22 protein-coding genes, 1 tRNA gene and 1 pseudogene are annotated in these 25,551 nt (G+C 29.0%); 7 read left to right on the top strand and 17 right to left on the bottom strand.

Translation table 11 applies throughout. The features are described from left to right. Window positions 1-6: 6 nt before the first annotated feature. The 3 genes from EV01_RS08110 to EV01_RS08120 all read right to left on the bottom strand — a co-directional run bounded on the left by EV01_RS08110 (window position 7) and on the right by EV01_RS08120 (window position 3,425). Window positions 7-705, bottom strand: a complete 699-nt coding sequence (locus tag EV01_RS08110; RefSeq protein ID WP_032518289.1) for a glycosyltransferase family 2 protein — start codon at window positions 703-705, stop codon at window positions 7-9. Between the two features lie 128 nt (window positions 706-833). Continuing rightward, entirely contained in the window at window positions 834-2,402 is a 1,569-nt protein-coding gene (locus EV01_RS08115) for an NTP transferase domain-containing protein (RefSeq protein ID WP_032518288.1), read from the bottom strand. Beyond that, window positions 2,403-3,425 carry a class II aldolase/adducin family protein gene (locus EV01_RS08120; RefSeq protein ID WP_032518287.1) on the bottom strand — a complete coding sequence of 341 codons (1,023 nt, stop codon included), beginning with the start codon at window positions 3,423-3,425 and terminating at the stop codon, window positions 2,403-2,405. Between the two features lie 116 nt (window positions 3,426-3,541). Between EV01_RS08120 and EV01_RS08125 the strand changes: the two genes are divergently transcribed. Then, a complete protein-coding gene (locus EV01_RS08125; RefSeq protein ID WP_032518286.1) occupies window positions 3,542-5,506 on the top strand; it encodes a hypothetical protein in 1,965 nt (654 codons plus the stop codon). Between the two features lie 47 nt (window positions 5,507-5,553). Here EV01_RS08125 and EV01_RS08130 read toward each other — a convergent pair whose 3' ends face one another. Next, a complete protein-coding gene (locus EV01_RS08130) occupies window positions 5,554-6,675 on the bottom strand; it encodes a GtrA family protein (protein WP_032518285.1) in 1,122 nt (373 codons plus the stop codon). A 174-nt stretch (window positions 6,676-6,849) separates the two neighbouring features. Between EV01_RS08130 and EV01_RS08135 the strand changes: the two genes are divergently transcribed. Next, window positions 6,850-8,580 carry a hypothetical protein gene (locus tag EV01_RS08135; protein ID WP_032518284.1) on the top strand — a complete coding sequence of 577 codons (1,731 nt, stop codon included), beginning with the start codon at window positions 6,850-6,852 and terminating at the stop codon, window positions 8,578-8,580. Between the two features lie 243 nt (window positions 8,581-8,823). Here the strand turns inward: EV01_RS08135 and EV01_RS08140 are convergent, their stop codons facing one another. Together EV01_RS08140 and EV01_RS08145 are read right to left on the bottom strand one after the other, a co-directional pair. Then, window positions 8,824-9,657 (bottom strand): FkbM family methyltransferase, encoded by an 834-nt coding sequence (locus EV01_RS08140; RefSeq protein ID WP_032518283.1) that lies wholly within the window; start codon window positions 9,655-9,657, stop codon window positions 8,824-8,826. Window positions 9,658-9,929: 272 nt separating this feature from the next. After that, window positions 9,930-10,002 (bottom strand) — tRNA-Ala (locus EV01_RS08145). A gap of 133 nt (window positions 10,003-10,135) precedes the next feature. Here EV01_RS08145 and EV01_RS08150 point away from each other — a divergent pair. Together EV01_RS08150 and EV01_RS08155 are read left to right on the top strand one after the other, a co-directional pair. Further along, entirely contained in the window at window positions 10,136-10,954 is an 819-nt protein-coding gene (locus EV01_RS08150; protein ID WP_193741426.1) for an FkbM family methyltransferase, read from the top strand. Between the two features lie 9 nt (window positions 10,955-10,963). After that, window positions 10,964-11,779, top strand: coding sequence for a hypothetical protein (locus tag EV01_RS08155; protein ID WP_032518276.1), 816 nt, complete (start codon window positions 10,964-10,966; stop codon window positions 11,777-11,779). Between the two features lie 38 nt (window positions 11,780-11,817). On the opposite strand, the gene EV01_RS08160 is transcribed toward EV01_RS08155, so the two are convergent. From EV01_RS08160 to EV01_RS08195, 8 genes are all read right to left on the bottom strand, one after another. Further along, a complete protein-coding gene (locus tag EV01_RS08160) occupies window positions 11,818-13,464 on the bottom strand; it encodes a GumC family protein (protein WP_193741425.1) in 1,647 nt (548 codons plus the stop codon). A 26-nt stretch (window positions 13,465-13,490) separates the two neighbouring features. Further along, window positions 13,491-14,684 carry a polysaccharide biosynthesis/export family protein gene (locus EV01_RS08165; RefSeq protein ID WP_032518274.1) on the bottom strand — a complete coding sequence of 398 codons (1,194 nt, stop codon included), beginning with the start codon at window positions 14,682-14,684 and terminating at the stop codon, window positions 13,491-13,493. Window positions 14,685-14,814: 130 nt separating this feature from the next. Further along, window positions 14,815-15,432: a transcriptional repressor LexA gene (lexA, locus tag EV01_RS08170; protein WP_032518273.1), complete on the bottom strand. Its 618-nt coding sequence runs from the start codon at window positions 15,430-15,432 to the stop codon at window positions 14,815-14,817. 57 nt (window positions 15,433-15,489) lie between these two features. Next, window positions 15,490-16,416 carry an ornithine carbamoyltransferase gene (gene argF, locus EV01_RS08175; protein ID WP_032518272.1) on the bottom strand — a complete coding sequence of 309 codons (927 nt, stop codon included), beginning with the start codon at window positions 16,414-16,416 and terminating at the stop codon, window positions 15,490-15,492. 27 nt (window positions 16,417-16,443) lie between these two features. Further along, a complete protein-coding gene (gene ftsH / locus EV01_RS08180) occupies window positions 16,444-18,306 on the bottom strand; it encodes an ATP-dependent zinc metalloprotease FtsH (protein WP_032518271.1) in 1,863 nt (620 codons plus the stop codon). A 115-nt stretch (window positions 18,307-18,421) separates the two neighbouring features. Continuing rightward, window positions 18,422-19,516, bottom strand: a complete 1,095-nt coding sequence (gene ribD / locus EV01_RS08185) for a bifunctional diaminohydroxyphosphoribosylaminopyrimidine deaminase/5-amino-6-(5-phosphoribosylamino)uracil reductase RibD (protein WP_032518270.1) — start codon at window positions 19,514-19,516, stop codon at window positions 18,422-18,424. Window positions 19,517-19,532: 16 nt separating this feature from the next. Further along, window positions 19,533-20,033, bottom strand: a complete 501-nt coding sequence (locus EV01_RS08190; RefSeq protein ID WP_032518269.1) for a DUF3122 domain-containing protein — start codon at window positions 20,031-20,033, stop codon at window positions 19,533-19,535. Then, entirely contained in the window at window positions 20,008-20,259 is a 252-nt protein-coding gene (locus tag EV01_RS08195) for a hypothetical protein (protein ID WP_032518268.1), read from the bottom strand. The genes EV01_RS08190 and EV01_RS08195 overlap by 26 nt, the downstream gene beginning before the upstream one ends. Window positions 20,260-20,342: 83 nt before the next feature. Here EV01_RS08195 and EV01_RS08200 point away from each other — a divergent pair, with 83 nt between their 5' ends. Continuing rightward, window positions 20,343-21,614: a bifunctional cobalt-precorrin-7 (C(5))-methyltransferase/cobalt-precorrin-6B (C(15))-methyltransferase gene (locus EV01_RS08200; RefSeq protein WP_032518267.1), complete on the top strand. Its 1,272-nt coding sequence runs from the start codon at window positions 20,343-20,345 to the stop codon at window positions 21,612-21,614. Between the two features lie 13 nt (window positions 21,615-21,627). Here the strand turns inward: EV01_RS08200 and EV01_RS08205 are convergent, their stop codons facing one another. Both EV01_RS08205 and pheS read right to left on the bottom strand, forming a co-directional pair. Next, the gene (locus EV01_RS08205) at window positions 21,628-22,536 is read right to left on the bottom strand and encodes an NAD(+) kinase (protein ID WP_032518266.1); all 909 of its coding nucleotides are present in this window, start codon (window positions 22,534-22,536) and stop codon (window positions 21,628-21,630) included. Between the two features lie 70 nt (window positions 22,537-22,606). Beyond that, window positions 22,607-23,614 carry a phenylalanine--tRNA ligase subunit alpha gene (gene pheS, locus EV01_RS08210; protein ID WP_032518265.1) on the bottom strand — a complete coding sequence of 336 codons (1,008 nt, stop codon included), beginning with the start codon at window positions 23,612-23,614 and terminating at the stop codon, window positions 22,607-22,609. Window positions 23,615-23,682: 68 nt separating this feature from the next. On the opposite strand from pheS, the gene surE reads away from it, so the two are divergent. Continuing rightward, window positions 23,683-24,492: a 5'/3'-nucleotidase SurE gene (surE, locus tag EV01_RS08215; protein WP_032518264.1), complete on the top strand. Its 810-nt coding sequence runs from the start codon at window positions 23,683-23,685 to the stop codon at window positions 24,490-24,492. On the opposite strand, the gene EV01_RS08220 is transcribed toward surE, so the two are convergent. Continuing rightward, window positions 24,472-25,005, bottom strand: coding sequence for a DUF3611 family protein (locus tag EV01_RS08220; RefSeq protein WP_032518263.1), 534 nt, complete (start codon window positions 25,003-25,005; stop codon window positions 24,472-24,474). The two genes, surE and EV01_RS08220, sit on opposite strands and share 21 nt — an antisense overlap. A 68-nt stretch (window positions 25,006-25,073) precedes the next feature. Here EV01_RS08220 and EV01_RS0108725 point away from each other — a divergent pair. Further along, window positions 25,074-25,551, top strand: a pseudogene (locus EV01_RS0108725) (bifunctional riboflavin kinase/FMN adenylyltransferase); the annotation flags it as partial.

Here is a 25,551-nt window from a genome sequence, read left to right as displayed (position 1 = left end):
TTATTTCTAAGAAAATGATAATTTTAAAATATAATTAAAATTTCTTTTTATAAAAATAAATTTGGATTTTAAGCCTTTATTCCAGCTTGATTCTCCAAATTTTCTATCATAAAAAAAAACTGGAAACCTAGCTATTTTTAATTTTTGTTTCCTTGCCATATATAACAAATATAAATCTAAGGAGAAATCATTTGGCAAACTATTAAGTTTATTGAAAAATTTTTTATGAAATAAATTTGGTTGTGCATTTATATCCCACAAAAAAGTTTTTAAAAAAATTGAAGCTATTAATGACATTCCTATTGAAAAAAAATTATCTAAAATTTTTCTTTTTTTTCTTACTCCTTTAACAAATAAGTTCTGAGGATTCTTAAGATTTCTAAATATTTCAAATCCTTTAAAAACATCAATAGGATCAGTTTGCATATCTGCATGTGTCCATCCAATTACTTCTCCTTTAGAGGATTTTAATCCTTTAATTATTCCATGACCATATCCAATATTTTTTTTAATTTCTACAATCCTTAAAAATTTATACTTAAGACTTATATCTTGTAATAAATTTTTTGTATCATCATTTGAACCATTATTAACAAGAATCAATTCAAAATTATGAAGTTTTTTATAATCATTTATTCTTTCTAATAATAAAGTTATATTTTTTGATTCATTAAAACAGGGTATCACAAGTGAATATAAAACCATTTATTTATATAGTTATTTAATTCTCTAGATTTATTTTAAATATACATTTTCAAAAGTCAAATTTACAAAAAATGTAGTTTATAAAAATCTTATTTTTAATTATTATTTTATTTTTAGTAACCTAAAAATTATCTTTTATAAGAATGATTTGCCCAAGATGAAAAGCAATTATCCCAATATTCATAGGTTTTTAAATCATTAGGAGTACCCCAGCAAAGATAAAAATCTACTGGGAAATATACAACTTTATATCCCATTTCAATAGCATGATTTATAGAGCTATCAACATAATATTCACCATTAACTTTTGAACCGTTTTGCATTAAATCATTTACTGAAGAAAGGAAAAAAGAACCTTTTTTAAATGTAAAAGTGCCAATAATTATTGGATCTAACTTAGGATCTTGATAAATTTTTTTTACATGAATCTTTTTAATTAAATTATTTTTCTCTTCGATCCATCCATACATTTCAGGATTCCTCTTTGCTCCTGGATAATTTTTACAACCCCATACTATTATGTCTATTGATTTATCTTTTAAAAGCTTCTTAAAATTATCAGGATTATATAGTATCCCATTATCACATGCACTTATAGTTAGAGGTAAATCATTATTTAAAGATTTAGCCCCATAAGTACAAGTTTCTGCCTGGCCATTTGTTTCTCTATCTAATAAATAAAAACTAGATTGTGGATAATATTTTTTAACTTCTTTCATAAGAGAATTAACCCCTTTCATTGAATTTCTAAAAACGATTTGAAGATTATTAGTTGAAGGCAAATAATTCAAAGCCTGAATCAACATAGGTTTTTTTGATACTTTTATAAGAGGTTTGGGTAAAAGATATCCTTCTCTTGAAAATCTTTTTCCTAATCCTGCGCATGGGATTAGAGTATTACCTTCTATTTTAAAATTTTTTGTATACGAAGGGTTATTTTTTACTTTAAATAATTCTGAAAACCATTTATATTCTTCAAGATCTTCAGGTGTTCCCCATTGCATAAATTTGTCTAGATTAAAAATATTAAGATTTAAATTATCATTAATCATCGGTTTATAACTCATTGAGACATAATATTCTCCTTTAGTATTTAAATCTTCATCTACAGTCTTTTTAAAGTACTTAGACATTATTTCTCCTGATTTAAAATAATAAGTCCCACTTGATGCATGCTCACTCATAGGGTTATTTGTAAAAGGCTTTTTCTCTTGTATATCTATAATTTTGTCTTTATAAAGTTTTACATATGCATAATTAGTATTACCAACCATATGCGGATGAAATCCAGTGTATGTGACAACACATCCATCACAATTTGTGTTTTTAACATGCTTAATAAATTTTTTATAATCCCATATACAATTAAAATCGCAATAATTAACTATAGTTGCTTCATCCAAATCTATATAACTTAGACACTTTAAAACAGCGTGAATAGGGCCTTTTTTATGCTGATCAATAGAAATAATTTTTGCATTTACATTTAATTTTAATAACTTTTCACGCATTTTAAAATTGGGATTTCTTAAATGATCCTTATTACAAATAAAAATTACCTTATTAACTCCTGGAAACATTTCTAAAATATGCTCAACAATTATTTTCCCTTCTACTTCAATTAAAGGTTTTGGAATCTTATAACCAGCTTTCTGGAATCTCTGGCCTAAACCAGACATTGGGATAATTAATTGCATCTAATTTAATGAATTTAATTTAAATCTATAAGTTTCTGCAGGCCAATTTATTAATTCATTTTCTTGAAACTTTGTAAGATAATTAATTTTGGAATTTTCAGGAATATTCGAAACAACTCTTGAAAGAGCAAGTACCATCTCTTCAGCTTCATAGCTAATATCTTTAGGGACCAAAACACCAAGATCTTTATAAATTATCACTGGTAATTTTTTTTTATTGTTAAAGAAATAATTTAAATCATTAAATTCTGAAATATTATTAATTGATAATGTACTTGGACCTAAAAAAACAACATGATCAGGATAAAGAGAGCCAGAACTGGCTATATTTATTGATCTTTTTGAGGCGGCCAATTGATGCGCCTCTAAAAAAGAAGTGGGGCGAAATAAAGAATTAATTGATAAATTTTCTAATGAATGATGATTTAATTTTTTATATTCTTTTTTATTATTTTTTAACTTATTTGATATGAAGTAAATCTTTTCAATAATTTTATCTAAATCTTCTCCTCCAACAACCAAACCATGATTGGAAAGAAATAAAACATCGGGTATTGAATTTGAAAACACTTTACTAATTTCTTTGGCTAAAGAAATACCAGGTTTTACATATTTAATAATTGCATAATTAAGATCTTCAAAAATATCTTTTAAATAAACTTCAAAACCTTCTTGAACTATTAATCCCAGAGTATTTAGACAATGAACATGAAAAACATATTTATGGGGTATTACAGCATGCATTGATGTTTCTATTGATGGTCTCAATTTAATCTTCTCGTATTCAAAAGATTGTTCCAGATCATTATCATTTTTTGATAATTGCTTTATAATCTTATTTCTATTTAAATTAACAAATATCTTTTCTTGTCTTGCTTTTTTTAATTTACATCCTGAGGCTTTTACTATTAATGATTCCCCCTCTTTGTATGAGGTATTTCCTCCTGCTCCCTGAATAAGATTAATATCTTTGCCGATAGTTTCAGAAGCTAAATAGAATTTTTCAGCATCTATATTATTCACTTAAATAGCTTAAATATGAATAATCTTATATTAAAATGATTTATAATGCTACAACATTATTATCAATCTACATAAGTTATAAAGATATAAACTAATTAAGATTGAAAAAAGCACTAATGAACTTTATAGAGAAAATAAAAACAAAAACATTTGGAACAAAATACTTAAGCACAGATAGTATTGTTGCAATAATTGGAATTTGGTGTTTAGGTATTTCAAGAATGCCCTCTTATATAATTTCTAACAAATTAAATATTCCAGAAGCTTTTGTATTTTTTTTAATTGCTACTTTTATAAGTTTTATAGCTTTAAAATTTAAGAATTTTCGAATTATAGTTAGATATGAACTATATGGTTTATTTACTAGCCTAACAATATTTTCTTTAGCACTTATATCACTTCGAGAATTTCTAAATCTACCACTTGCAAATGACGAGTTGGTTCATTACCAAAAAAGTTTATTAGGCTATAGAACGTTAAATATTATTATAGAAAACTCAAGTTTATTTAATTTTTCATCTACTCCTAGTATTTGGCTAATAGCAATTTTCAATATAATTATTCTTTCTACAATTCTTGGAGCAATTTTTTTAATAAGAAAAAAATATAATACTAGAATTTTGCAATTTAGTTATTTAAGTCTATATATTTTTGTGATTTTGATTTTATATAATTTAATGGGTATTCAGATCTTAGATAGCTTTCCTATTCTTAGTAGATTTCCTATCTGGCTTAGCCAGGTTTTTTTAGGAATAAGTAGTACAAGCGCAAGACTACCTGGTTTAGTTTTTTACAGCTTTTCAGTAGGTTTATTAGCAAATTCAATTTATATTGATAGAAATATTTCAAATCAAAATAATTACACAAAAATTATCTTTTTTATTTCATTAATAGCAAGCGCATACATACCTTTAAATATCTTAACTGCATCATTAGTTGAACAATCCACCTGGTCAACAAGTGCTTGGCTTATTGCAGCAGCATATTTTATTAATTATAAAAACACAAATCAAAAAGAATATATAAAATCTGGTTATTTTTTAATAACGATCTTATCTTTAATTAGGTTTACTTCAATATTAGTATTGCCAATTTATTGGGCTACTTTTTTATTTGAAAAAAATAAAAAATATTTGAAAGATTTTTTATTTTTTTCACTTCTTTCTTTAACTACCTTGCTTCAAACAATTACCACTTTAATAGTTGGTAACTCCTCATTAAGAGAGATGACTAATAATGAAAAATCAATAAATTTATTATCCTTTAAGAAATATATTTACTATCTATTATCCTCTATTGGAGAAAATGGGTTTGTTATGATATTTATCTATTGCATATTATTTTTAAGTTTAATTTTGGTTAAAAAAAATATTAATTTCTCAAATTTCTTTACTAAAGATTATCTTATATTAATTGCTTTGATTTGGTCTCCAATTATCTTTCTGCTAACTAATGAAAATAATTATGCTGTTCCAAGATATTTTGCAGAGTATTTAGGAGGAGGAATAGTAATATTTGGCATGCTTATATCTGCGGATATTATTTCTAATATTAAAATTCAAAATCTTTATTTTTCTTTTATACCTCTATCCATTATCGCCTTAAATTCAAACTATATTAATTATTCAGGTAATGATCTTAATTATCTCCAAAAGAGTAGTCATTTTTATAAAAAAAGATTTGATTATCCTCCAGCATTTCCAATAAAAAAAGCTATACAATACATGCTCAATTCAAGAGCAAACCAAGATTTTGCAATTATTTCTCAACAAAAAATTGTAAATTCAATGATTTATATTCATGCCGGAGCATCAAATACAGAAATTAAAAAAATATCTAATAACCAAAAATTACTTGATGATTTAATAAAAAATGGAAAAGGCAGTGAAGAAATTTTAGACACTCTAAATAAAAATAAAATAAGTTATCTTCTAGTAACTAGAGGTAATTTTATAAAAAGTAATGCAAATATTCATCTTTTAAAATTAGTTGAAAAATTGGAAGAAAAGGGTAAATTTATAAATACATTTAATAATATAAATGGTGCTTCACTTAGTATTTATAATATTAGTGAGAAATAAATAACTAAAAAGACAATAAAATTAAATCATAATTTTTTCTAAAATATTCATTTTTCACAACATATAAAAACTTTACCACCCATTCCATAAGAGACTATTTCTCTAAATTTAAATTTAGTTTGATTTTTAAAATTCTCAAAGGCTTTAGCTACTCCTTTATTAAGTGATCCTTTGTAAGAAAAAAAGTCATCTAATATTAATATTGTGCCTTCCTGGAATAAATTTTGACAGAAAAATAAAGCTTCTAAACTTGGTTCATATAAATCCAAGTCAATAAAAATAATTCTAGCCTTTTTAATATTATATTTTTGCGGACCATTTTTCAGTGTTTCATTAAGAAAACCTTTTATGAGATGTGCTTCTATTGAGTTTTTATTACTAACTGTTTTTATTTTTCTTTCAACGAATTCATAAGAAGTTTTAAATTGCTCGTCGATATAGAAAGGATGCTTATCATCTTCAGTTAGTTGTCCAAAACCTTCAAAGGAATCAAATCCAAAAAATCTAATTATTTTTTTTTCTTTTAAAGGCATATATATTTTCTTACTTAAGTAACATCTCATAGCATGCGAGAATGATGATCCTTCAAACACACCAAATTCTAAATAGTCTCCCTCAATATCCTCTATACAAGATAAATAAAATGCTTTTTTAATAGCATAATATTTTTCTAAATTATGAGTAACTGCAGGGTTCAAATAAGATATTAATCTTGAAGCAATTACTTGCAAAAATTCAATTTTAGATATCCCACCCCACCTTTTATCTTTTATTTGTTTATTATTTTCAAAAACCCATAATCTTAATAAGCTATAGTTAACAGCAATGATTGGTAGGGTAGAAATTAACCACTTTAGGGAAGAATTTATTATATATTTATCAACAAAATTACTTATTATGCTTAGAAGAAAACATCCTATGGCATAACTTATAAGAAATTTTAGAAGTTGAGTAAATTTAAAACTATTTCTTACTCCAAAAATCCATGTTCTTCCAAAATGGAAAGAAATTAAACAACCAGTTAAATATCCCATTATTAATGCTGGAGTTACACCAAAACCTAAAACATGCAGAAAAAAAATAAAAATAAGGTAATTAGTAAGTGTAGAAATTATTCCTATAGAGCTATATCTGGTAAAGCTTAAAACTTCGATAAAGGAAAATTTCATAAGTTTTAGAGAAATATGCAATTACTTTTAAGTAATCTTTAATCTTTATTTTAAAATTATAGTTTATTGAAAGCTCTAAATAATTATTCTGAAATTATAAGAAAAAATACAAGTTCAATTAATTTTTTATTATATTTATGTAAATCAAATAATTAAATTTATTTAATATATTTTATGGAGACAAATAATTCTTCAAAATCATTATTTTTAAATAAACCATCAATATATTTTTGGATTGCAGCCATCTATTGTTTTATGATCTTAAACTTTGTTGGAATGCCCTCATGGAGACACATTGATGATTATGGACCTCTTTTAAAACTTTATAATGCAGAATCTATTAATGAATTCATCAAACTTTTCTCATGGTGGGGGTGGGGTTCATATCCTCCAATATGGCAATATTTTACTTTTTCTTCATATATATTTAAGCCTTTTGGATTAGATACAGTTAGATATATTTGTTTTTTTTATGGATCTATATCCTTAGTTTTTTCTTCCTTTCTTACCTTCTCAATTTGTACATGTATTAAAAATATTAATTTACAAAATAATTATAAGCTCCAAAATAATTACACTTTAGAAATTCTAAGTATTTTATTTAACTTCCTAAATCCTGAAATAATTTTACATTCGAATTCTAATATGCCCTACAATTTAGGTACTATTACTTTGCAGTTAGCTGTATTATTTTTATTTTCAATAAGAGAAGATAAATTTTTAAGTAATAATATTCGTTTGAAAGAGAGTAATTATTTTTTAATTAAGAGAGAAATATTAATTATCGCTTTAATTTTTTCCTTTCTCCTTACTTTTCAATCGATTATTTTAATCTTAGCATTAGCTATTACAATAGTATTTTTTTCTAATAAAAATAAATTTAAATTTAATTTAAAATTTATAAAAATAAAATTTATTATTATTTATTTTTATTCTTTATTAAAAGATTCTAATAAAAACAAATTAAAACTTTATTTAATTATTTGTCTATCTTTTTTTATTTCAACTTATATTTTCAAATTATCTTTAATGATATTTTATTTTAAATTTGAACCAGGTAGTTGGGCTAAAGGAATAAATAATATTTATGATCTCTCTTTATTTGATAATGGTTTATTGAAAAATGGATTAATTTTTTTTAGAAACACAATATCAATTATTGGGCAATCTATAAACCCATCAAGAAATTTTCAAACAATAATTTCGATTGTTTTATCTTTAATATTTGTAAAATCTATTTTTTTTATTAGAAAAGAATATAATTTTGGGAAAGTTTTTCAAATATTCTCATTTTTTATTATTCTTTTAACAATATTTTTTACTTTGACAGGAAGTTTTATTTATTCTCCTACTAGGCATACAATATTTATATATCCATTAATTTGGATACCTATTATTTTATTAATTGACAAAATATTCATAAATTTAGGAAATAAAAAAATAAATAAATTCTTTATTTTATTCATAGTTCTTATCTTTTCCTTAAGCGCTTATAATTCAGTCAAAGAGATTTCATATACAAAGCCAGATAAAGAGAAGCTTATAAGTTTGATCAAAGATGCAGACTGTTATTTACCAAATTCATATGAACCATTTTCAAATCTTTCAATGCAAGGAAGTAAAGAATATAAACTTCTTTCAGAAAGAAAATGCAGTTTTGATAATATAAAGTCAATCAATAATAAAAAATTTTTTATTTATAGTCATAGAGAACCATTAACCTTAACCGAAAAGCAAGTTTATTACATAAACAACAAAAATAAAATCTACTTATCTGGAAATTTAGATATCAATGTAATTAAAAAATTTGAAAAAATCAATCAAATAGATCTTGAAATGAATAATAAAATAAGAAATGGCGGATCAAATATATTTGCTTATTTGATAGAAATAAATATCAACTAAACATATTATTTCAAAAGAAGAACAATAATACTTATGGAGCCAAGTGGACTCGAACCGCTGTCCCCCTCCATGTCATGCAGATGACCAACTAAGCAATAACTAGGTTTTGCAGGTGTTTTTAGCATTTTGCTCGCAGGGCTACTCGCACAGATAACAATATTTAAATATTAATAAATTAATAAATTAATAAATTTATAAATTAATAAATTACTGAATTAATATTTAATTTTTGATGTAAAAGTATTAATTCTTTAAGTAAAGAAAATCAGCTTTGCCATCTGTTTTTATTAATTGATAATTATTGTTTATCAATATTTGATTAATTTCTGTAACCCTTTCAAAACCCTTTCTCGACGGAACATTAAGTTCATCAAATTCGACTAAAATTTGTCTTGGTCTAAAACCTTTACTAAAGCAATCAATTAAAAACTCTATTTCAGCTCCTTCTATGTCAAGTTTAATGAGGGGTATATCATCTTTATTCAAATTAAATTGATCCAACAATTTATCAATAGTAATAGCATCAACTTCAATAAAGTTTGTATTTTCCTTATATTGATTTTGATAATTTATTATTGAATGTGAGACATGTTCTGGGTTAGGAGGAGAGAAAAATCTTAGTTTCTCATTTTTATTCCATAAGGCCTTTTTTAAAAGGATAAGATTTTCTTTTTTTAAATTTATGAGGTTATATGAATTTATTGGTTGTTTTCCACCTTCCAAATATTCAGTTTTTGATGAATTTCCAAGTGAATTAATTATTTCATCGTAGTGTTTTATAGCTCGAGGAGTTGGATCAACAATAATTATTCTTGCATCATATTTTGAAGCAAATTCTATATCAAATGAAGCATCCTCTCCAAGACCAGCACTTATTATTGTACAATTCTTTAAGTTATCCTCGTCAACAAAACTCCAACCACCATATTCAGTTCCTAGAGTGATAATATTGTCTAACTTAGCATTTTTAAAATTTTGTAATGGATGCTTTTTTGTAAAAAAAAGTCTCTTTATTTTTTTGGCAAAAGGTAAAAGTTTTATCCTTTTTAAGAAATTTTTAAGAGAGTTCTTTAACATATAATTTATCGTAGGTTATTGAAGGATTAAGAGAATTTTTAAATTTAATTAAAGTAATCATATCCTAAAATTAATCATATCTTTTTTATGTAGTTTTTTCTCAATATCTTTTTACTTAGCCCCTTATACCCCTTCTAACTATTTGCAAGGGATGTGGCTCGCAGAGTTGCTCGCAGAGAACACATATTAATACACATTGATACACTAAAATAAATGGTTTGTTCCTGTATATATTCGTTCAAACTAATTGGTATTACTTGCGAAAATCCTGATGGAGCCAAGCGGACTCGAACCGCTGACCCCCTGCATGCCATGCAGGTGCTCTACCAACTGAGCTATGGCCCCTAACTAAGTAATAAATATTAGCAAATAAAGTATGTTTTTAAAAATTATTCAATTTTCAAGTTATTACAGATTCATTTTATTTTCCTTTATTGAAATGCTCCCTGCGAATATAGTAAGGATGAGGATTAGAAAAATGCCTTTTAACTTCTATAAAGCATCGAAAATTTTTGTTGAGAATAAAAAAAACCCAATTTTTTTAGATTTGGGAGCAAATATGGGTTTGTTTACATTTTTTATATCCAGACTAGGATTCGAATGTCATTCTTTTGAACCGCACCCTTATTATTTTTCAATTTTGGAAAAAAGAAAAAAATTAATTAGTATAGAAAAAAATCTTAAGCCTAATATTAAAATTCCCACAATTAACAAACTAGGAGTAAGTAATTTTCATGGAAAAGCTGAATTATTCTTCTCTAATAAAATAGGCTCACATTCTTTTTCTAAATCATTATGTATAGATGATTCAGGTACTTCTACAATTTCAAAGATAACTACACTAGATAATTATTGCAAAGGAATTTTTAATCACAATTCCAATATTTTTATAAAAATAGATATAGAGGGTGATGAAGTAAAATCACTTGAAGGTGCAAAAGAATTGATAAAAGATTTCAGTCCAGATATATTTATAGAGGTAAGACGCGGAAAATTTAACACTTTAGATATAACTAAAGATTTTCTAGAATCTTGTGGATACAATATTTTTATGTCTAAAAATTCGTTTACTAAACAAAATCAAATACATGATGATATTTACTGTACTAAAGATGAAAAGATAGATCTTGAAAGAATAGATAAAGATTATAAATTATTCTCAAGAAAACAAAAAATTTGCAGACTATTAAATAATATAGTTCATTTTAGAATAGCTGATATTGAACAAAAAGTTATGAGAATGCCATGGGGTCCAGATTATAAATCAGACCTCAAGACTATAAACAAAAAAACATAATTTTTAAAAATGCAACCATTTAAAATAATTGAGAATCTTAATTTCTTTAAAAATAATAGAGGAGAGTTAAGGAAAACAAAAATTTATCCATTATGGAAATTTTTAAAAGGTATAGGATTAATATTTGACTGGAGACTTTATAATCTTTATTCAAGAGAGATTTTCAGAAATAATCTGGACTATAAAGAAGGTAAAATCAATGTATATTCTCATTGGATTAGATCATTTTTTAGAAATTCAGAAAGAGGATGGGAATCAATATATGATTCTGATCCTCTGCCTTGGATGTATATAAAAGCTATACACTTTATAGAATGGCATCTTTTGCAAACAACTTCTCCGAAAGTTTTTGAATGGGGTGGAGGGACTTCAACTCTATGGTTTTCTGAAAGAAGTGATAAAGTTATTACTGTAGAAAATAATCCTCAATGGGTAAATACTCTTAAAAATAGAATAGCTGAATTAGATATAACAAATATAGAACTATTAGTTAAAGAACCAATTAATTTGAAAACGAGTAATACTTTTGAAACAGCTTGGAAAGAATTCAAAGGTTATTCATTTGAAAATTACGTAAATGCAATAGACGATTATGACTGTTTATTCGATTTAATATTGGTTGATGGATATTGTAGAAACGAATGTGCCGAAAAAGGACTTAAAAAACTCAATAAAAATGGAATTTTGGTTTTTGATAATTCATCTAGAGATCGCTATAAAAAATTCTTCGAGAGCATTTCGAAAACCCATAGGATAATTAAATTAGAGGGACCAACTACATATTGTCAGGGTTACTCAGAAACAACAATAGTTACACAAAAATAATATTTGATAAAGGTATTAAAACATTAAATAAACTTTGATTATGAAAGGTTAATTTTTTCCGAACAATCAAGGTAAAACCACCCTACTATTTTTCTTTGATTTAGTTTGTAGTATTGATTCAATAAAAATAAATCTTTTCTTTTTACTTCATGGGAGCTAATAAAAATGACAATATTATCAAAATTATTAATTTTATCGATTTCGCTAAATTCTATAGATACTAATTTATCATTATTTTTCAAAACATAATTTAAAAATTCATTTTCAATAGCTGAAGAACGATTTGAAATCATTAAAATACAATTTCCATTTTTAACATTTTGAAATTCTTCATTATTTTTAAAAAAGTTCTGGAGGAGTTGATTACTTAAAGATTTATTTCTTATAAAAAGATTATCTAAGAATTTTGGATCAATTAAACGCTTAATTTCATTGAATCCTGTAATTAAACCTCTAGCCTTATCCCTTAAATATGCAAGTGATATCCCTAAAAATAAACCTGAAAAGCCAAATAAAGCTACAATACTTTTCCTTTTGGGATAGATTCGTAAGTCTGCAATTGTTGGTTCTGAAATTAATTCCCAGGGATCTTGCTTATTGGCTTGCTCCAACTTATAAGATACTAATTGATCCTCAATTTGATTGAGGAGAGCCTCATCTCGCCTAGATATTGATGTTAATTCTCTATATTTAATTAAAATTTCATTTGGTCTTTTTAATGAAGATCTAAGATTATCTATTTTAGCTTTTAAGTCTTTCATCAATCCTGATTCTGGTTTTAACTTAGAAGAATAATCAGTGTATTGTGATTCATATTGCTCTAATAATGAGAATTGAGAAGTAAAACGTTGTCCTGCTCCTGTTCCACCGCCGCCTGTTCTTAAATTAAGATTTGGGATTGCTCCACCTCCCGCTCTTAGATTAAGGTTTGAGATACCCTCTAATTCTGATAGTTTATTTAATATAGAATTATTAAATTTTTCAACTCCAAACCCATTGATATTATTCCCCAACGCAACAAATCCATCTATATCTCCCAAGCCATTTTCAATAGAAAATTCATTCAAATTTTTTAAAGATTGAATTGAATTGCTTTTCAAAATTTTTTGTTGGCTTTCAAGATAAGATATTCCTTTTGTTAATAATTTTATTCTGTCCTTCCTAGAGTAGTCTTTATACTTAGAGGAAATTTTATTTAGTACTTCTAAAATTAAATCTTTATCATTGTCTAAAAACGTTATATTTAATACTGTAGTTTTTTTCTCAAATTCGATATTTAAGAATTTTTTTCTCCATGATTTAAAACTTAGGTTTTCACTATTCTCTCCTCTTTCATTGTATTTTTGTTTTGAAAATTGATAAACAGGCATTAGCACGGAAGGACTTTTTAATATGAATTCTTGCGTTTTTATTTCTGTACTTGAAACTCCAGGTAATTCAAAAGCTCCTCCAGTTAAATTTCCAAATGCCCCAGCTGCTTGACTTAAAATACTTTCTGATTTTTGTCCAGCAACGACTATTTGAAACTCACCTTTATAAATAGGTTTTTGTATTAAAGAGAAAACAACTCCAAAAGCTGTCACAAAAAATGTTACTCCTGAAACTAGAAATCTTCTCTTAAATAAGTAATTAACAATTTCTTGTATATTTATTTCATCTTCGCCTTCATTGAAATTAGAATTCATATTTTTAGAAGCATTAAAATTCATTTTTAGTTAAAAATATTGTAGAGACCATAACCACTTAAAACTGGGGAAGAAATCTCACCTAAAATTTCTGTTGCAGCACCAATTGGTGTTCTTCTCACATTGATAATATCACCATCCATTAATATAGGGTTTCTTTTGGAAGCAATTGGAGCATTTGAATCATATCTGAAGAGGGATTTATCTGTCTCTCCGTCATACTTGAATCTTATAAATTCTATATTACCTGTAAGAATTTTTTTACCACCAGTAGAAGCTATTGCATGGTTTAAACTTGCACCTTTTTTTAAAGATATTTCACCGCCTTTTCTTACATTACCAGTAATGAATACTGATATAAATTCTGGGCTAAGATTACTCCGCTGTATTTCTAAAATTTGGTCTTTCAACAAATTTTCTGACTTTGGAACCACAATAGTATCACCATCAAAAATTCTTATATTTACTGATTGATCTCCTTCTAAAAGCAGAGATAAAAGATTTATTTTGGCAGATATTTTCCCTCCACCTTGTGAAATAGTATTGTTTCTTATTATTTTTATCTCAGATAAATCAGCACTTTTAGTAAATCCTTTAGCTTGAGTTAGTACATCAAAAAGTGTTGGCGGCAATTGATAGCTTTTTAGATTGTCATTGCTTAATGGACTATTTAAAGAAAATGGACTATTTGATGAAAATGAATTATTTGAAGTAAAATCATTTGTTGAGTTGAAAGTTGTATTTGATTTTTTCACAATTTCATACTCTACTCGGTACAGTCCTGGACTCCTTACTTCACCTCTTAAATATACATTTACTGGCCTATAGCTTTGGATTTGAAGTGTAATTTCAGGTTCAAAAATAAAATCTCTATATGAATTTAATAATTCCTTTCTTAATTCATTTAATGTCTTACCCTCTACATTGTAAATACCTATATCAGGTAAAAATAAATTGCCATCTGGATCTACATAATATTGGCCACTATAAGCTTTAATACCTGCAAAATCTATATTGATGAGATCCCCACCTGAGAGAATATATTCGTTTCCATTTAAATTTGGTTTCTCTGGATAGAAAATTTTAGATTTATTTGAAGCATTTTCATTATCGACTACAAATTCATCAGAAAGGATAACATTTTGAAAATTAAAAAAACATAAGACAGTTAAGTATCTAAAAAGCCTGATTAATCTAATAGAACTTATTTGTTTATTCATTTAATATTTATAGATTTAAATCCTTGAAATTTTCTAATAATTAATACAAAAATATTAGCATAATTAGTACTTTAATTTTAAATACCAGTTATTTGAAAAATATAAATACCAATCACTTTTAAATATTTCTCTAAATTTTTCTCCAAACGGCTAATAGTTTTCCTTGAAAAATTACTGCATCATCATTTAGCTCAATTGGATCATAAGCAGGATTTGCTGCCTCAAGAAATATTTTCCCTTTTCTTTTAAAAAAATATTTCAAAGTAGTTCCCAAGCCTGGAACCATTGCACTAACAATTGTTCCATTCTTTAGAGAATAAGAATCACTAATAGGCTCCATTAGAACCATATCTCCATCAGCAATGCAAGCATCTATCATTGAATCTCCGTTAACCGTTAGGGCAAATACATTTTTCTTTCTTAAAACATCAGAAATATCTAAGTTTTCTTGCACATCAGAATAAGTTTCAATTAAACCTCCTGCTGCAACAGAACCCATAATAGGCACACCCTCAATTATTTCATCAACTATTTGCATAGTTCTAGCTTTGCCTTCTTGCCATGAAATGTATCCTTTTTCTTGCAAATGTCTCAATCGACTTTGAATTGGAGCGGGAGATTTTAAACCCATAGCTTTCATCATCTGTCGAATTGATGGACTATGTTGAAAAGTTTTCATATAATTCTTTATCCAACCATAAAGCTCATTTTGAGCATCAGTAAGATTATTTTCTTCAGAAAATACCATAAAGCAAATTTATACTAATACATTTGTACCTATTAATTGTAAAATTCGCAAGCTATCTTATGTAAGAAGACAAGAAAGAAGTGCTTGTTGTACATGCATTCTATTTTCCGCTTGATCAAAAATTCTACTGTTTTTACATTCAAATACTTCATCACTTATCTCTTTAGATCTATACGCAGGAAGACAATGAAGAACAATTGCCTCTTTATCTGCTTTGCATAATAAATTACTATTTACAGTAAAACCTTTAAAGTCTTTATCTTTTTCTTCCTTTTGATTTTCTTCTCCCATTGAAGACCAAACATCAGTATAAATAACATTTGCACCTGAGATAGCGGAATTAATATCATTTGTTATTCGCAACATGTTCTTATTCTTATATAGCTCGAGTGCTTTACTAATTAATAAAGAATTTGGTTCGTACCCTTTTGGACATGCAATTCTAACTTCAACATCTAATAATGCCCCGCATAAGATAAGAGAATTTGCCACATTATTCCCATCCCCAATAAATGTCAAAACTGTATTCTCAAGGTCAGTAAATTCCTCTTTAATTGTCATAAAATCGGCCAAAGCCTGGCAGGGATGTTCTAGGTCGGTTAATGCATTAATTACTGGTTTGGATGACCACTTAGCATACTCCTCTAAATCAGATTGTTTAAAAGTTCGAATTGCAAGCACATCGCAATATCTACTTAGAACCCTTGCTGTATCTTTGATTGGCTCACCTCTACCGATTTGCGAGGTAGTAGGATTTAAATCAATTGTTGTGCCTCCAAGTCTTGACATCGCTACTTGAAAACTTACTCTCGTACGAGTAGATGACTTGTCAAAAATTAAACCAAGAACTTTGTCATTGAATTCTAAATTTAGATTTTTACTCTTTAAATTAAAAGCAATATTTAGTATGTGTATGACTTCTTCAGAAGATAAATCCAAGCTTGATAAAAAATTATTATTAAAAAGCTTTTTTGGTTTAAGCATGAATTTATTTATAAAATCATAATTCTACTATGCAGGCATTTTACTTTCAGCAAGTAAAGATTTTAAATCTTCACCCTCTATGACTTCTTCTTTAAGGATTTTTTGAGATATTGATTCAAGCAAAGATAAATTATTTCTTAAGATATTTAATGCTGTTTCATGAGCATCATCAACTAAATCTCTTACTTCTTTATCAATAGCTTGAGCTGTTGCATCGCTAACTGATCTTCTAGGATTATTACCACCTCCTAGAAATTGGCCTCCACCTTGCTTATCGTAAGCAAGAGGACCAAGAATATCACTCATACCAAAAGTACCCACCATTTGCTCAGCTATGTCAGTAGCTCTTTGTAGATCGTTTGAGGCACCCGTAGTAATTTTCCCAAATACCACTTCTTCAGCGGATCTACCCCCAAGAAGAGTAGCTATTTGTCCTTTCAGTTCTTCCTTGGAATTTAAAAATCTTTCTTCGGTGGGTAGTTGAAGGGTATATCCTAAAGCACTCATTCCACGTGGAACTATTGATATCTTAGCGACCTTTGATCCTCCAGGCATAAGATGGCCAACAATAGCATGGCCAACTTCATGGTAAGCAACGACTTTTTTCTCATCATCCTGAAGAACTCTACTTTTCTTTTCTAGACCTGCAACTACCCTTTCAATCGCCTCACTAAGATCTTGCTGCTCAACACTTTTACGTTTTGCTCTAGCTGCCAATAAAGCTGCTTCATTAACCATATTGGCTAAATCAGCCCCTGCAAATCCACTAGTAGCTTGAGCAATAGAATCTAAATCTATGGATTCAGCTAATTTTACTTTTTTAGTATATATCTCTAATATTGTCTTTCTTCCTGACAAATCAGGTCTGTCAACTAAAACTTGCCTATCAAATCTTCCTGGCCTTAATAAAGCGGCATCAAGAACTTCTGGTTGATTAGTTGCAGCGAGAACAATTACAGGTTTATCAGTAGAGGCAAAACCATCCATTTCTGTAAGTAACTGATTTAAAGTTTGTTCTCTTTCATCATTACCACCAACAACTCCCATTGAGCCTGAACGGCTTTTACCAATAGCATCTAATTCGTCTATAAAAATTATGCAAGGGGCCTTCTTCTTCGCCTGTTCGAATAAGTCTCTTACTCTAGCTGCACCAGCACCTACAAAAAGTTCAACAAATTCAGAACCTGAAATAATGAAGAAAGGGACTTCTGCTTCCCCTGCAACAGCCTTTGAAAGAAGAGTTTTTCCTGTCCCTGGAGGTCCTACAAGAAGTACTCCTTTAGGTATTCGAGCTCCAATATCGGTATATCTTTCTGGTCTTTTTAAGAAATCAACTATTTCCGTTAGTTCATCCTTAGCTTCATCAACTCCTGCAACATCCTCAAATGTTACTTTTGATTCATCATCGGGTACATATACTTTAGCTTTACTTTTGGTAAAACTTAGAGCTCCTTGAGCTCCTCCGCCTCCCATACTTCTTCTAGCAAAAAATTGTAAAACTAGAATAAAAATTAGAGGGGGAACTACCCAACTCAAGATGGTTGAGAAGAAATTAGGTTTCTTTGGGGGAGCAGCAGCGAATTCGACGCCTTTACTTTCCAACCTTTGTGGAAGGTCCATATCAAAAATTGGAGTTGTCGCTAAAATTGAAGGCGCTCCTTCTTCAGCCCCATTCAACTCATATCTAATTTGTTCTTGAGTGATATAAGCACGCTTAACTTCCCCATCATTAACCTGATCTATAAATAAGGAATATGGAACCCTAGGGATTTGCATATTTTGATTAGGGAAAAGGCTACTAAATAAGAGTAGTGCGCCTACACCTATTAAAATGATATTTACAATTCCAAATCTTCTATTAGGTTGATTATCATCTTGTCTAATTGGCATGGTTATGGTCAATTTTGAATCCATTATAAACTAAACCAAGAGGTTCCGTATCTGTCTTATTTTTTTTGGGTGAGAACCGTACGGTACTTTAACCCATTTGATTTAGTACTTAAATTTAATTTTTTAATTTATTCTTCACGCATATATCATTACCAACCAAACTTACCTGGGATTCACTAAATTTAATAACCTCATGCATTTCTCTAAATTCAAAATCACCAAGTGGAGTCTTATTATTTATTCCTCCTAAAATTTTTGGAGCAATAAAAGTTATAATTTCTTGAATACAGTTAGCTTGTATAGCAGCGGTAGCCAATTTAGGGCCACATTCCCATAAAACTTTATTACACCCTCTTTTAGCTAATAACTCGGCAATTAACTCTGGATTATCTGATGATACCTTTTCCACCTCCACGCATTTCGGAATCCTTGTAAGATAATTTTCATTTGCTGTAGAAGAATCATAAATGATTAAAGTTTTTGCCTTAATACAATCCCAAAGATTAGATCTTGAAGGCAGATCTAAACTTTTTGTGAAAACAACTCGCAAAGGCTCAGGGCTTATTAAACCTCTAGTCGTCAAAAGTGGGTTATCTCTTCTTAAGGTGTTTCCACCTATGATTATTGCATCAAATTCTGCTCTAAAAGAGTGAACTAATGACCTTGATTCTTCATTACTAATCCATTTACTTTTGCCATTTTTTAAAGCTATTCTTCCATCAATACTCATTGCCCATTTAAGAACACCAAATGCCTTTTTAGTAATGTTCCTATGAATGAAAGCCTTATTTAAATCTAAGGATTCTTTTTTGCACAATCCTAAGTGAACTAGTATTCCAGCTTCTTTAAGCATCTTTATACCTCTACCAGAGACTCTTTTATCAGGGTCTTCAATTGAAATATATATCTCTTTTATCCCAGAGGATATAACCGTTTCTACACATGGAGGTGTTTTACCATGGTGGCAGCAGGGTTCAAGATTTACATACATTGATCCTCCTTTAGCATCTTTTTTTAAATTTTTAAAAGCCATTGCCTCAGCATGTGGCATGCCAGCCTTGTAATGAAATCCTTCTGAAATAAGATTTCCATTCTTATCAAGTATCACTGCTCCCACATTAGGGTTAGGACTCGTTGTATTCTTGCCCAAAGAAGCCAAAAAAATTGCTCTTTTCATCCATTTTGTATGGCTTATATTTTTTTTAGACATCTCCAAAAAATTAAATTTAGTTTATTGCTCTCCACTCTTTAACAACAAAGGGTGGAACAGGTAACTCAGAAAAAACTCCCGATAAAGATAATCTTAATGGTCTATTTTTATCTAAATTTTTAATCAATTTATCAAGATCAAATTCTGCAGCAGCTTGTCTTCCATCATTTGCTAATTCCACATTAAGTAATGTTTTATCATCTAAAAGCCACTGCTTTCTCCCTGATTCAACCTTCAAATCAGTGGGATGATCAATTCTAAGATTTCCTGGATATCCAATTACTCTCAAGATCAATTTATCTGAATAGAGGGGTGATTTGTAAGCTACTAATTGCCAAGTTTCAAAGTCCAAATCTCTTAAAAACTCACTACTAGCATTTATTAATTCACCATTTATTTCTGTTTCTGCAACTTCTGCAGATACTTTTAATGGATTGAAGATAAAGGATAGTAGTAAAAGTAAAGGGAATATTCTTTTTAAAAAAATTTTTTTATTTAATTTTGTAGTTTTCTTCATTTTCAGAATCCATCAGGGCGTCTAAAGTTACAGCTGTTCTAACAATAGCTTGATATCTTTTAATTATTTTACGATTTTTTTCTATCACTCGGGATAAATTTAAAGTGTCTTTTTGAGAATAGCCAGATGTTAAGTCACTAGAATCTTCTTCAATAAGCTCAAATTCATCATCTTTATTAATTAGAGTTAACAATAAATCATGTAATCTCTTTCTCCTTTCAGACAATTAATTTACAATGATAACTCAGATCATAATAAGATAATTTAATAAAACATTCAAACAATTTAGTTCCTTTTCATTGAATATTGATGGCCGAAGTTAATAGAAAAATTCATGTAGTAGGAATTAATTCATATTTATTTGGAGATTTGCCTCCCAAATTAAAAGATCTATTTTTAAAGACAAAAAATATTGCAGTTCCCAATTCATATTTTAAAGAAATTAAATCATGGAGCGAAAATGATTTAAAAAAGAAATCATTTTTTTTAAGCAATAGTAATAACGCACTAATTAACTGGCTTAAATCTCAAAAAACTGATGTTATTTTAATTTCGAGAGGAGATCCACTTTGGTTTGGGATCGGGAGAATACTACTAGAAAATTTTTCAAAAGATGAATTAAGTTTCTACCCCTCAAATACTTGCATTCAATTAGCATTTAGTAAGTTAAAGATACCGTGGCAAGATACATTTAATGTAAGTATTCACGGCAGAGATTCGACTAAGTTAATTGAGGCTCTTAAAGAAAGGCCTACAAATATAGCTATACTTACAGACTCTAATCAGCAAAGTTTAGAAATAATCAAAAAAAACTTATCAGAATTAAATCTGATTGACTTCTATGATTTTTGGCTCTGTGAAGAAATAGGCTTCGACAATGAAAATATAAGAAAAATAAATCTTAAAGAACCATTACCCTCTGACATATTAAATTTGAACATTGTTGTTCTTACAAAAACAAAGAAAAATTACTCAAATAATAATCTCCCTCTTTTCGGAGTGAGTGACCATATTTTTAAAACTTTTGATGATAGACCAAATTTATTTACTAAAAGGGAGGTAAGAATTCAAATTTTAGCTGAGCTAGAGCTCCCTAAAAAAGGTGTCATCTGGGATATAGGAGCAGGTTGTGGGTCAATTGGTTTAGAAACATTAAAATTAAGACCTAATTTAGATTTGTTTTGTATCGATAAAAGGATTGGCTCAAAAGCATTAATACTTGAAAACTCAAAAAGGCTTGGGGTTCAACCAAGATTTATTCTTGAAGAAGATATAAATAATACCTTGAATAGGAGAAGTTTAGGTTCTTTTGAAAAACCTAATAGATTAATAATTGGTGGATGTGATAAAAAGACTAAACTTCTAATTATTAATAAACTAGCTCAGGCTATGAGTATTGGAGATATTATCGTTATCCCGATAATTGACATTCAAATAATTAAAGAATTGAAAGAGGCATTAGAATATAAAGATTTCAAAACGAATTTAAATTTAATTCAGACATATAAAAGCTTAAGTATTGCTGAGGGAATAAGATTAGAACCAAATAATCCTGTTTTTTTATTAAAAGGGAAAAAATAAATTTAATTATTTTTTATTTATCAGGTTTAGCCACATGGGGCAAACCCCAACCTAGTTTATTTCTTAAAACTTGGAAAAATTCATGATCTTCAAGTCTAATAAACTTTACTGAGTGCTTACTTTTTCTTATTAAAACTCTATCTTCAGGCCAAACATAACATCCAGCATTTCCATCAACAACCATTACTAACCTTTCAGGAGTTGCTGGAAAAACAGTTACTGGCTCGGAATCATTAAAAACCAATGCCCTAGATGCTAATGAATGTGGAGCAATTGGAGTTAATTGTACGACTGGGCAATCAGGAGTAATAACTGGCCCTCCAGCACTTAAAGAATATGCAGTAGAACCAGTTGGAGTAGATAAAATTACTCCATCAGCCGAGATATCCACAGGTGCATGTCGCCCTATAGAAACCTCAAAATGACACATACTTGTCAAAGGTTCTCTATGAAGAGCCATCTCATTAAGACAGAGAGACTCCCATCTCCTCTGATCATTCCTCATTACACTAATAATAAAGCAAGTTCTTTCTTCAATACCCCAATTTCCAGCAATGATTTTATCTATCGCTTCATCAAGATTTGATAAATAAGCTTCTGCAAGAAAACCTAAATGACCAGTATTTATAGTAAGGATTGGAATTTTAGCGGGTGCTGTTTGCCTTGCTGCTGAAAGCACGGTTCCATCTCCACCTAAAACGATTGCAAATTCCATTGACGAGTCAAAACCCTCAGGAACACAATTCGTATATCCCAAAGGACGAACATGTTGATCAGGATTGGCGAATCCAACCATTCCACCAGAGCTGCTAACTCTGACAACCTCAAAATTAGATTTTTCCAATTTTTTCTCAACAGAACTTGCAGTTTGAACAGCAAGTTCTTTCCCATCATTAACGATTAGTCCTGCTTTACGTACCAATCAAAAAACTAAAACTATGACTATCTTAAACTAATTTGCTGGACAATCCTAATTTAAAATTTTAATTTTACTAGAACTGTTCTAAGAATCTAAGATCATTTGTATAAAATTTTCTGATGTCGTCAATCTGATGTCTTACCATACAAAATCTTTCAACTCCTAATCCAGCTGCGAATCCAGTCCATTTCTCAGAGTCTATGCCTAATTTTTCTAAGACCTTCGGATCTACCATTCCGCATCCCATTACTTCTAGCCATTTCCCTTTCCATTGAACATCTACTTCTGCTGAAGGTTCAGTAAATGGGAAATAACTAGCTCTAAATCTTACAGGAATATCACCAAAAAAGGTCTTTAAAAAAGAAAGGACAGTTCCTCTTAAATGACTAAAATTAATATCTTGATCGATACATAAAACCTCAACCTGATTAAATACAGGGGAATGAGTAGCATCTACAGCATCTCTTCTATATACCCTGCCTGGTGCAATAATTCTTACTGGAGGAGGATTTTTTTCTAAGTACCTTATCTGTACAGGAGAAGTATGGGTCCTCAAAAGTCGATTTTCGTCTAAGTAGAAAGTATCCTGCATATCTCTTGCAGGATGATTTTTCGGTATATTCAGAGACTCAAAATTATAAAAATCAGTTTCTATTTCTGGGCCACTTTCAACTGAATATCCTAAACCACAAAAAATATCTATTATTTCATCTTGAGTTGAAATTAAAGGATGTTTATTTCCCGGGGGCGTTCCAATTGAAGGAATAGTTACATCAATTTTTTCTGTTTTAATCTTTTTATCTAAAGCTTCACTATTTAGTTGACTTTTCCTTACAGTTATTAATTCTTGCAAATTTATCTTAACTAGATTTGCCTTCTGGCCAACAATCGGTCTATCAGTAGCAGATAATTGACCCATTGTTTTCAAGATAATTGACAATTCACCTTTTTTGCCTAGCAATGATACTCTCAATTGATCCAGTTCTTCATGAGTATTAGCATTATTTATATTATTTTTTGCTGTTAGAGAAAGATTATTTAGTTTTTCCTCAATTTGACTTAATGATTCAATCTGACTCACTGATATAGTAAAAATAAGTATTGCTTTATCTTACTTAAATATCGTCCATAAATAAAATTTGTTGATATATGAAACCGTTAAATATATTAATTAGCAATGATGATGGCGTTTTTGCCGCGGGAATAAGAGCTTTAGCAAAATCAGCGCAAAAAAGAGGACATAAGGTGAAAGTAGTCTGTCCTGACCAAGAAAGATCAGCTACTGGTCATGGTCTTACTTTGCAATCTCCATTAAGAGTCGAAAGAGCGGACAAATTATTTGAGGAAGGCATTGAAGCTTGGGGATGTTCTGGCACCCCTGCTGATTGCGTAAAATTAGCACTTTCTGAGCTCTTAGATAATAAACCTGATCTAGTTCTATCTGGAATAAATCATGGTCCCAATTTAGGAACCGATATTTTTTGTTCAGGCACAGTCGCTGCAGCCATGGAAGGCACTTTAGAAAATGTTCCCTCCATGGCAATAAGTGTAGCTAGTTTTAAATGGAAGAATTTTGAATTCGCTGGAGAAATTGCAATGAATATTGCTGAACAAGCAATTAAAGATGGTTGGCCAGCTTCACTTCTTTTAAATTTAAATATACCCCCTTGCGAGAAAAATAAAATCAAAGAATTATCCTGGACAAGATTATCAGTAAGAAAATATAAAAATCAATTTTCCAAAAGAGAAGATCCGAGGGGGGATGATTATTATTGGTTAGCAGGTGAGGTAGTTTTAGATCTTAAATCAAAAGGTTATGGTCCTAAGAGTTGGCCTAGTGATGTATCTCAAATACAAGATAATAAAATATCTCTTACTCCTGTAGAACCAGATTTATTTTGGAGAGGGAATCTAGAGGACTTACCTAAAATTAATAATTCATTTGTAAATCCTTCTTAAAAGCCATAAAGAAAAGCAAAGTCCAAAAAAATGAGCAGCAATAACTTGTGTATTACTGAGAACTGATAATATTTCAAGTCCAGTAATTGGAATATCAGATGCCGCTGTTATCAATTGTCCAGTAGTCTGAGAGGATGCTTGTATAAATAGGGCACCCATAAGAGCTTGATATCCAATTAATCCAAACAAAATTCCTAATAAATCAACTACTAGTCCTCTTTTTATTAATTTACTGGTTTGTCCTCTTGATGGCCTTGCGTTGCTAGCGATTGCTCTTCCAGTTCTAACAATTAACCAACCTTGCCAAAGACTAAAAAGTAGTAAAATCAAGGATATCGTCGTAAGTGATAGACCAGGCGCTAAGCCAAGCTGTCCTTCACTATTATTTACAACATTTGAAAAAAGCAAAACAGCTGCGACAACAACACCTAAAATGGATTGAACCCAAAAGCGTATCCACCCAATTCGCCGCATTCCAAATGAAAGGGACTGAAAATCAATTTTGTCAGACATTCATTTGATTGAATAAACTATAATCTATTCAAATTTGCCATCAAAATCATAAAATTGCACGTAATCTTTTGATCTCTTTAATATCGCCATCTGAAGTTAAGAACCCTACTTCAATAGCTATTGGAAGTTTTGATGGTCTTCATGCTGGCCACAGAAAATTAATAAAAAGTGTAGTTGAAGAGAATCAATATACCCCAACAATTGCAAGCTTCTGGCCTCATCCCAGAGAAGTTCTACACAAAGAAGTGCGTCTTAGACTTGATCTTCCTCATGAAAAACTACCTATTCTTGAAGATCTCGGGATTGAACAATTAGTTCTGATTCCTTTTGACAAGGAACTATCTAAATTAAGTGCAGAAATATTTGTGAAAGATATTTTAATAAATCAATTACAAGCAAAAAACATTTCTGTGGGTGCTAATTTTAAATTTGGGTTTAGAAGAAGTGGAGACATAAATACAATAAAAAATACAATTAAAGATACAGATATAAAACTGAAAATTATTCCAATTTTAGAAGACAAAGAAGGAAGAATCTGCAGCAGTA

Source organism: Prochlorococcus marinus str. MIT 9401 (genome assembly GCF_000760095.1).
GTDB lineage: Bacteria > Cyanobacteriota > Cyanobacteriia > PCC-6307 > Cyanobiaceae > Prochlorococcus_A > Prochlorococcus_A marinus_I.
This window is presented reverse-complemented; position numbering and strand designations above follow the sequence as displayed.

What these genes read in the sequence shown, in the direction of transcription:
- EV01_RS08110 (WP_032518289.1), bottom strand. Translation starts at nt 705, where the DNA reads ATGGTTTTATATTCACTTGTGATACCCTGTTTTAATGAATCAAAAAAT.
- EV01_RS08115 (WP_032518288.1), bottom strand. Translation starts at nt 2,402, where the DNA reads ATGCAATTAATTATCCCAATGTCTGGTTTAGGCCAGAGATTCCAGAAA.
- EV01_RS08125 (WP_032518286.1), top strand. Translation starts at nt 3,542, where the DNA reads ATGAACTTTATAGAGAAAATAAAAACAAAAACATTTGGAACAAAATAC.
- EV01_RS08130 (WP_032518285.1), bottom strand. Translation starts at nt 6,675, where the DNA reads ATGAAATTTTCCTTTATCGAAGTTTTAAGCTTTACCAGATATAGCTCT.
- EV01_RS08135 (WP_032518284.1), top strand. Translation starts at nt 6,850, where the DNA reads ATGGAGACAAATAATTCTTCAAAATCATTATTTTTAAATAAACCATCA.
- EV01_RS08140 (WP_032518283.1), bottom strand. Translation starts at nt 9,657, where the DNA reads ATGTTAAAGAACTCTCTTAAAAATTTCTTAAAAAGGATAAAACTTTTA.
- EV01_RS08150 (WP_193741426.1), top strand. Translation starts at nt 10,136, where the DNA reads ATGCCTTTTAACTTCTATAAAGCATCGAAAATTTTTGTTGAGAATAAA.
- EV01_RS08155 (WP_032518276.1), top strand. Translation starts at nt 10,964, where the DNA reads ATGCAACCATTTAAAATAATTGAGAATCTTAATTTCTTTAAAAATAAT.
- EV01_RS08160 (WP_193741425.1), bottom strand. Translation starts at nt 13,464, where the DNA reads ATGAATTCTAATTTCAATGAAGGCGAAGATGAAATAAATATACAAGAA.
- EV01_RS08165 (WP_032518274.1), bottom strand. Translation starts at nt 14,684, where the DNA reads ATGAATAAACAAATAAGTTCTATTAGATTAATCAGGCTTTTTAGATAC.
- lexA (WP_032518273.1), bottom strand. Translation starts at nt 15,432, where the DNA reads ATGGTATTTTCTGAAGAAAATAATCTTACTGATGCTCAAAATGAGCTT.
- argF (WP_032518272.1), bottom strand. Translation starts at nt 16,416, where the DNA reads ATGCTTAAACCAAAAAAGCTTTTTAATAATAATTTTTTATCAAGCTTG.
- ftsH (WP_032518271.1), bottom strand. Translation starts at nt 18,306, where the DNA reads ATGCCAATTAGACAAGATGATAATCAACCTAATAGAAGATTTGGAATT.
- ribD (WP_032518270.1), bottom strand. Translation starts at nt 19,516, where the DNA reads ATGTCTAAAAAAAATATAAGCCATACAAAATGGATGAAAAGAGCAATT.
- EV01_RS08190 (WP_032518269.1), bottom strand. Translation starts at nt 20,033, where the DNA reads ATGAAGAAAACTACAAAATTAAATAAAAAAATTTTTTTAAAAAGAATA.
- EV01_RS08200 (WP_032518267.1), top strand. Translation starts at nt 20,343, where the DNA reads ATGGCCGAAGTTAATAGAAAAATTCATGTAGTAGGAATTAATTCATAT.
- surE (WP_032518264.1), top strand. Translation starts at nt 23,683, where the DNA reads ATGAAACCGTTAAATATATTAATTAGCAATGATGATGGCGTTTTTGCC.
- EV01_RS08220 (WP_032518263.1), bottom strand. Translation starts at nt 25,005, where the DNA reads ATGTCTGACAAAATTGATTTTCAGTCCCTTTCATTTGGAATGCGGCGA.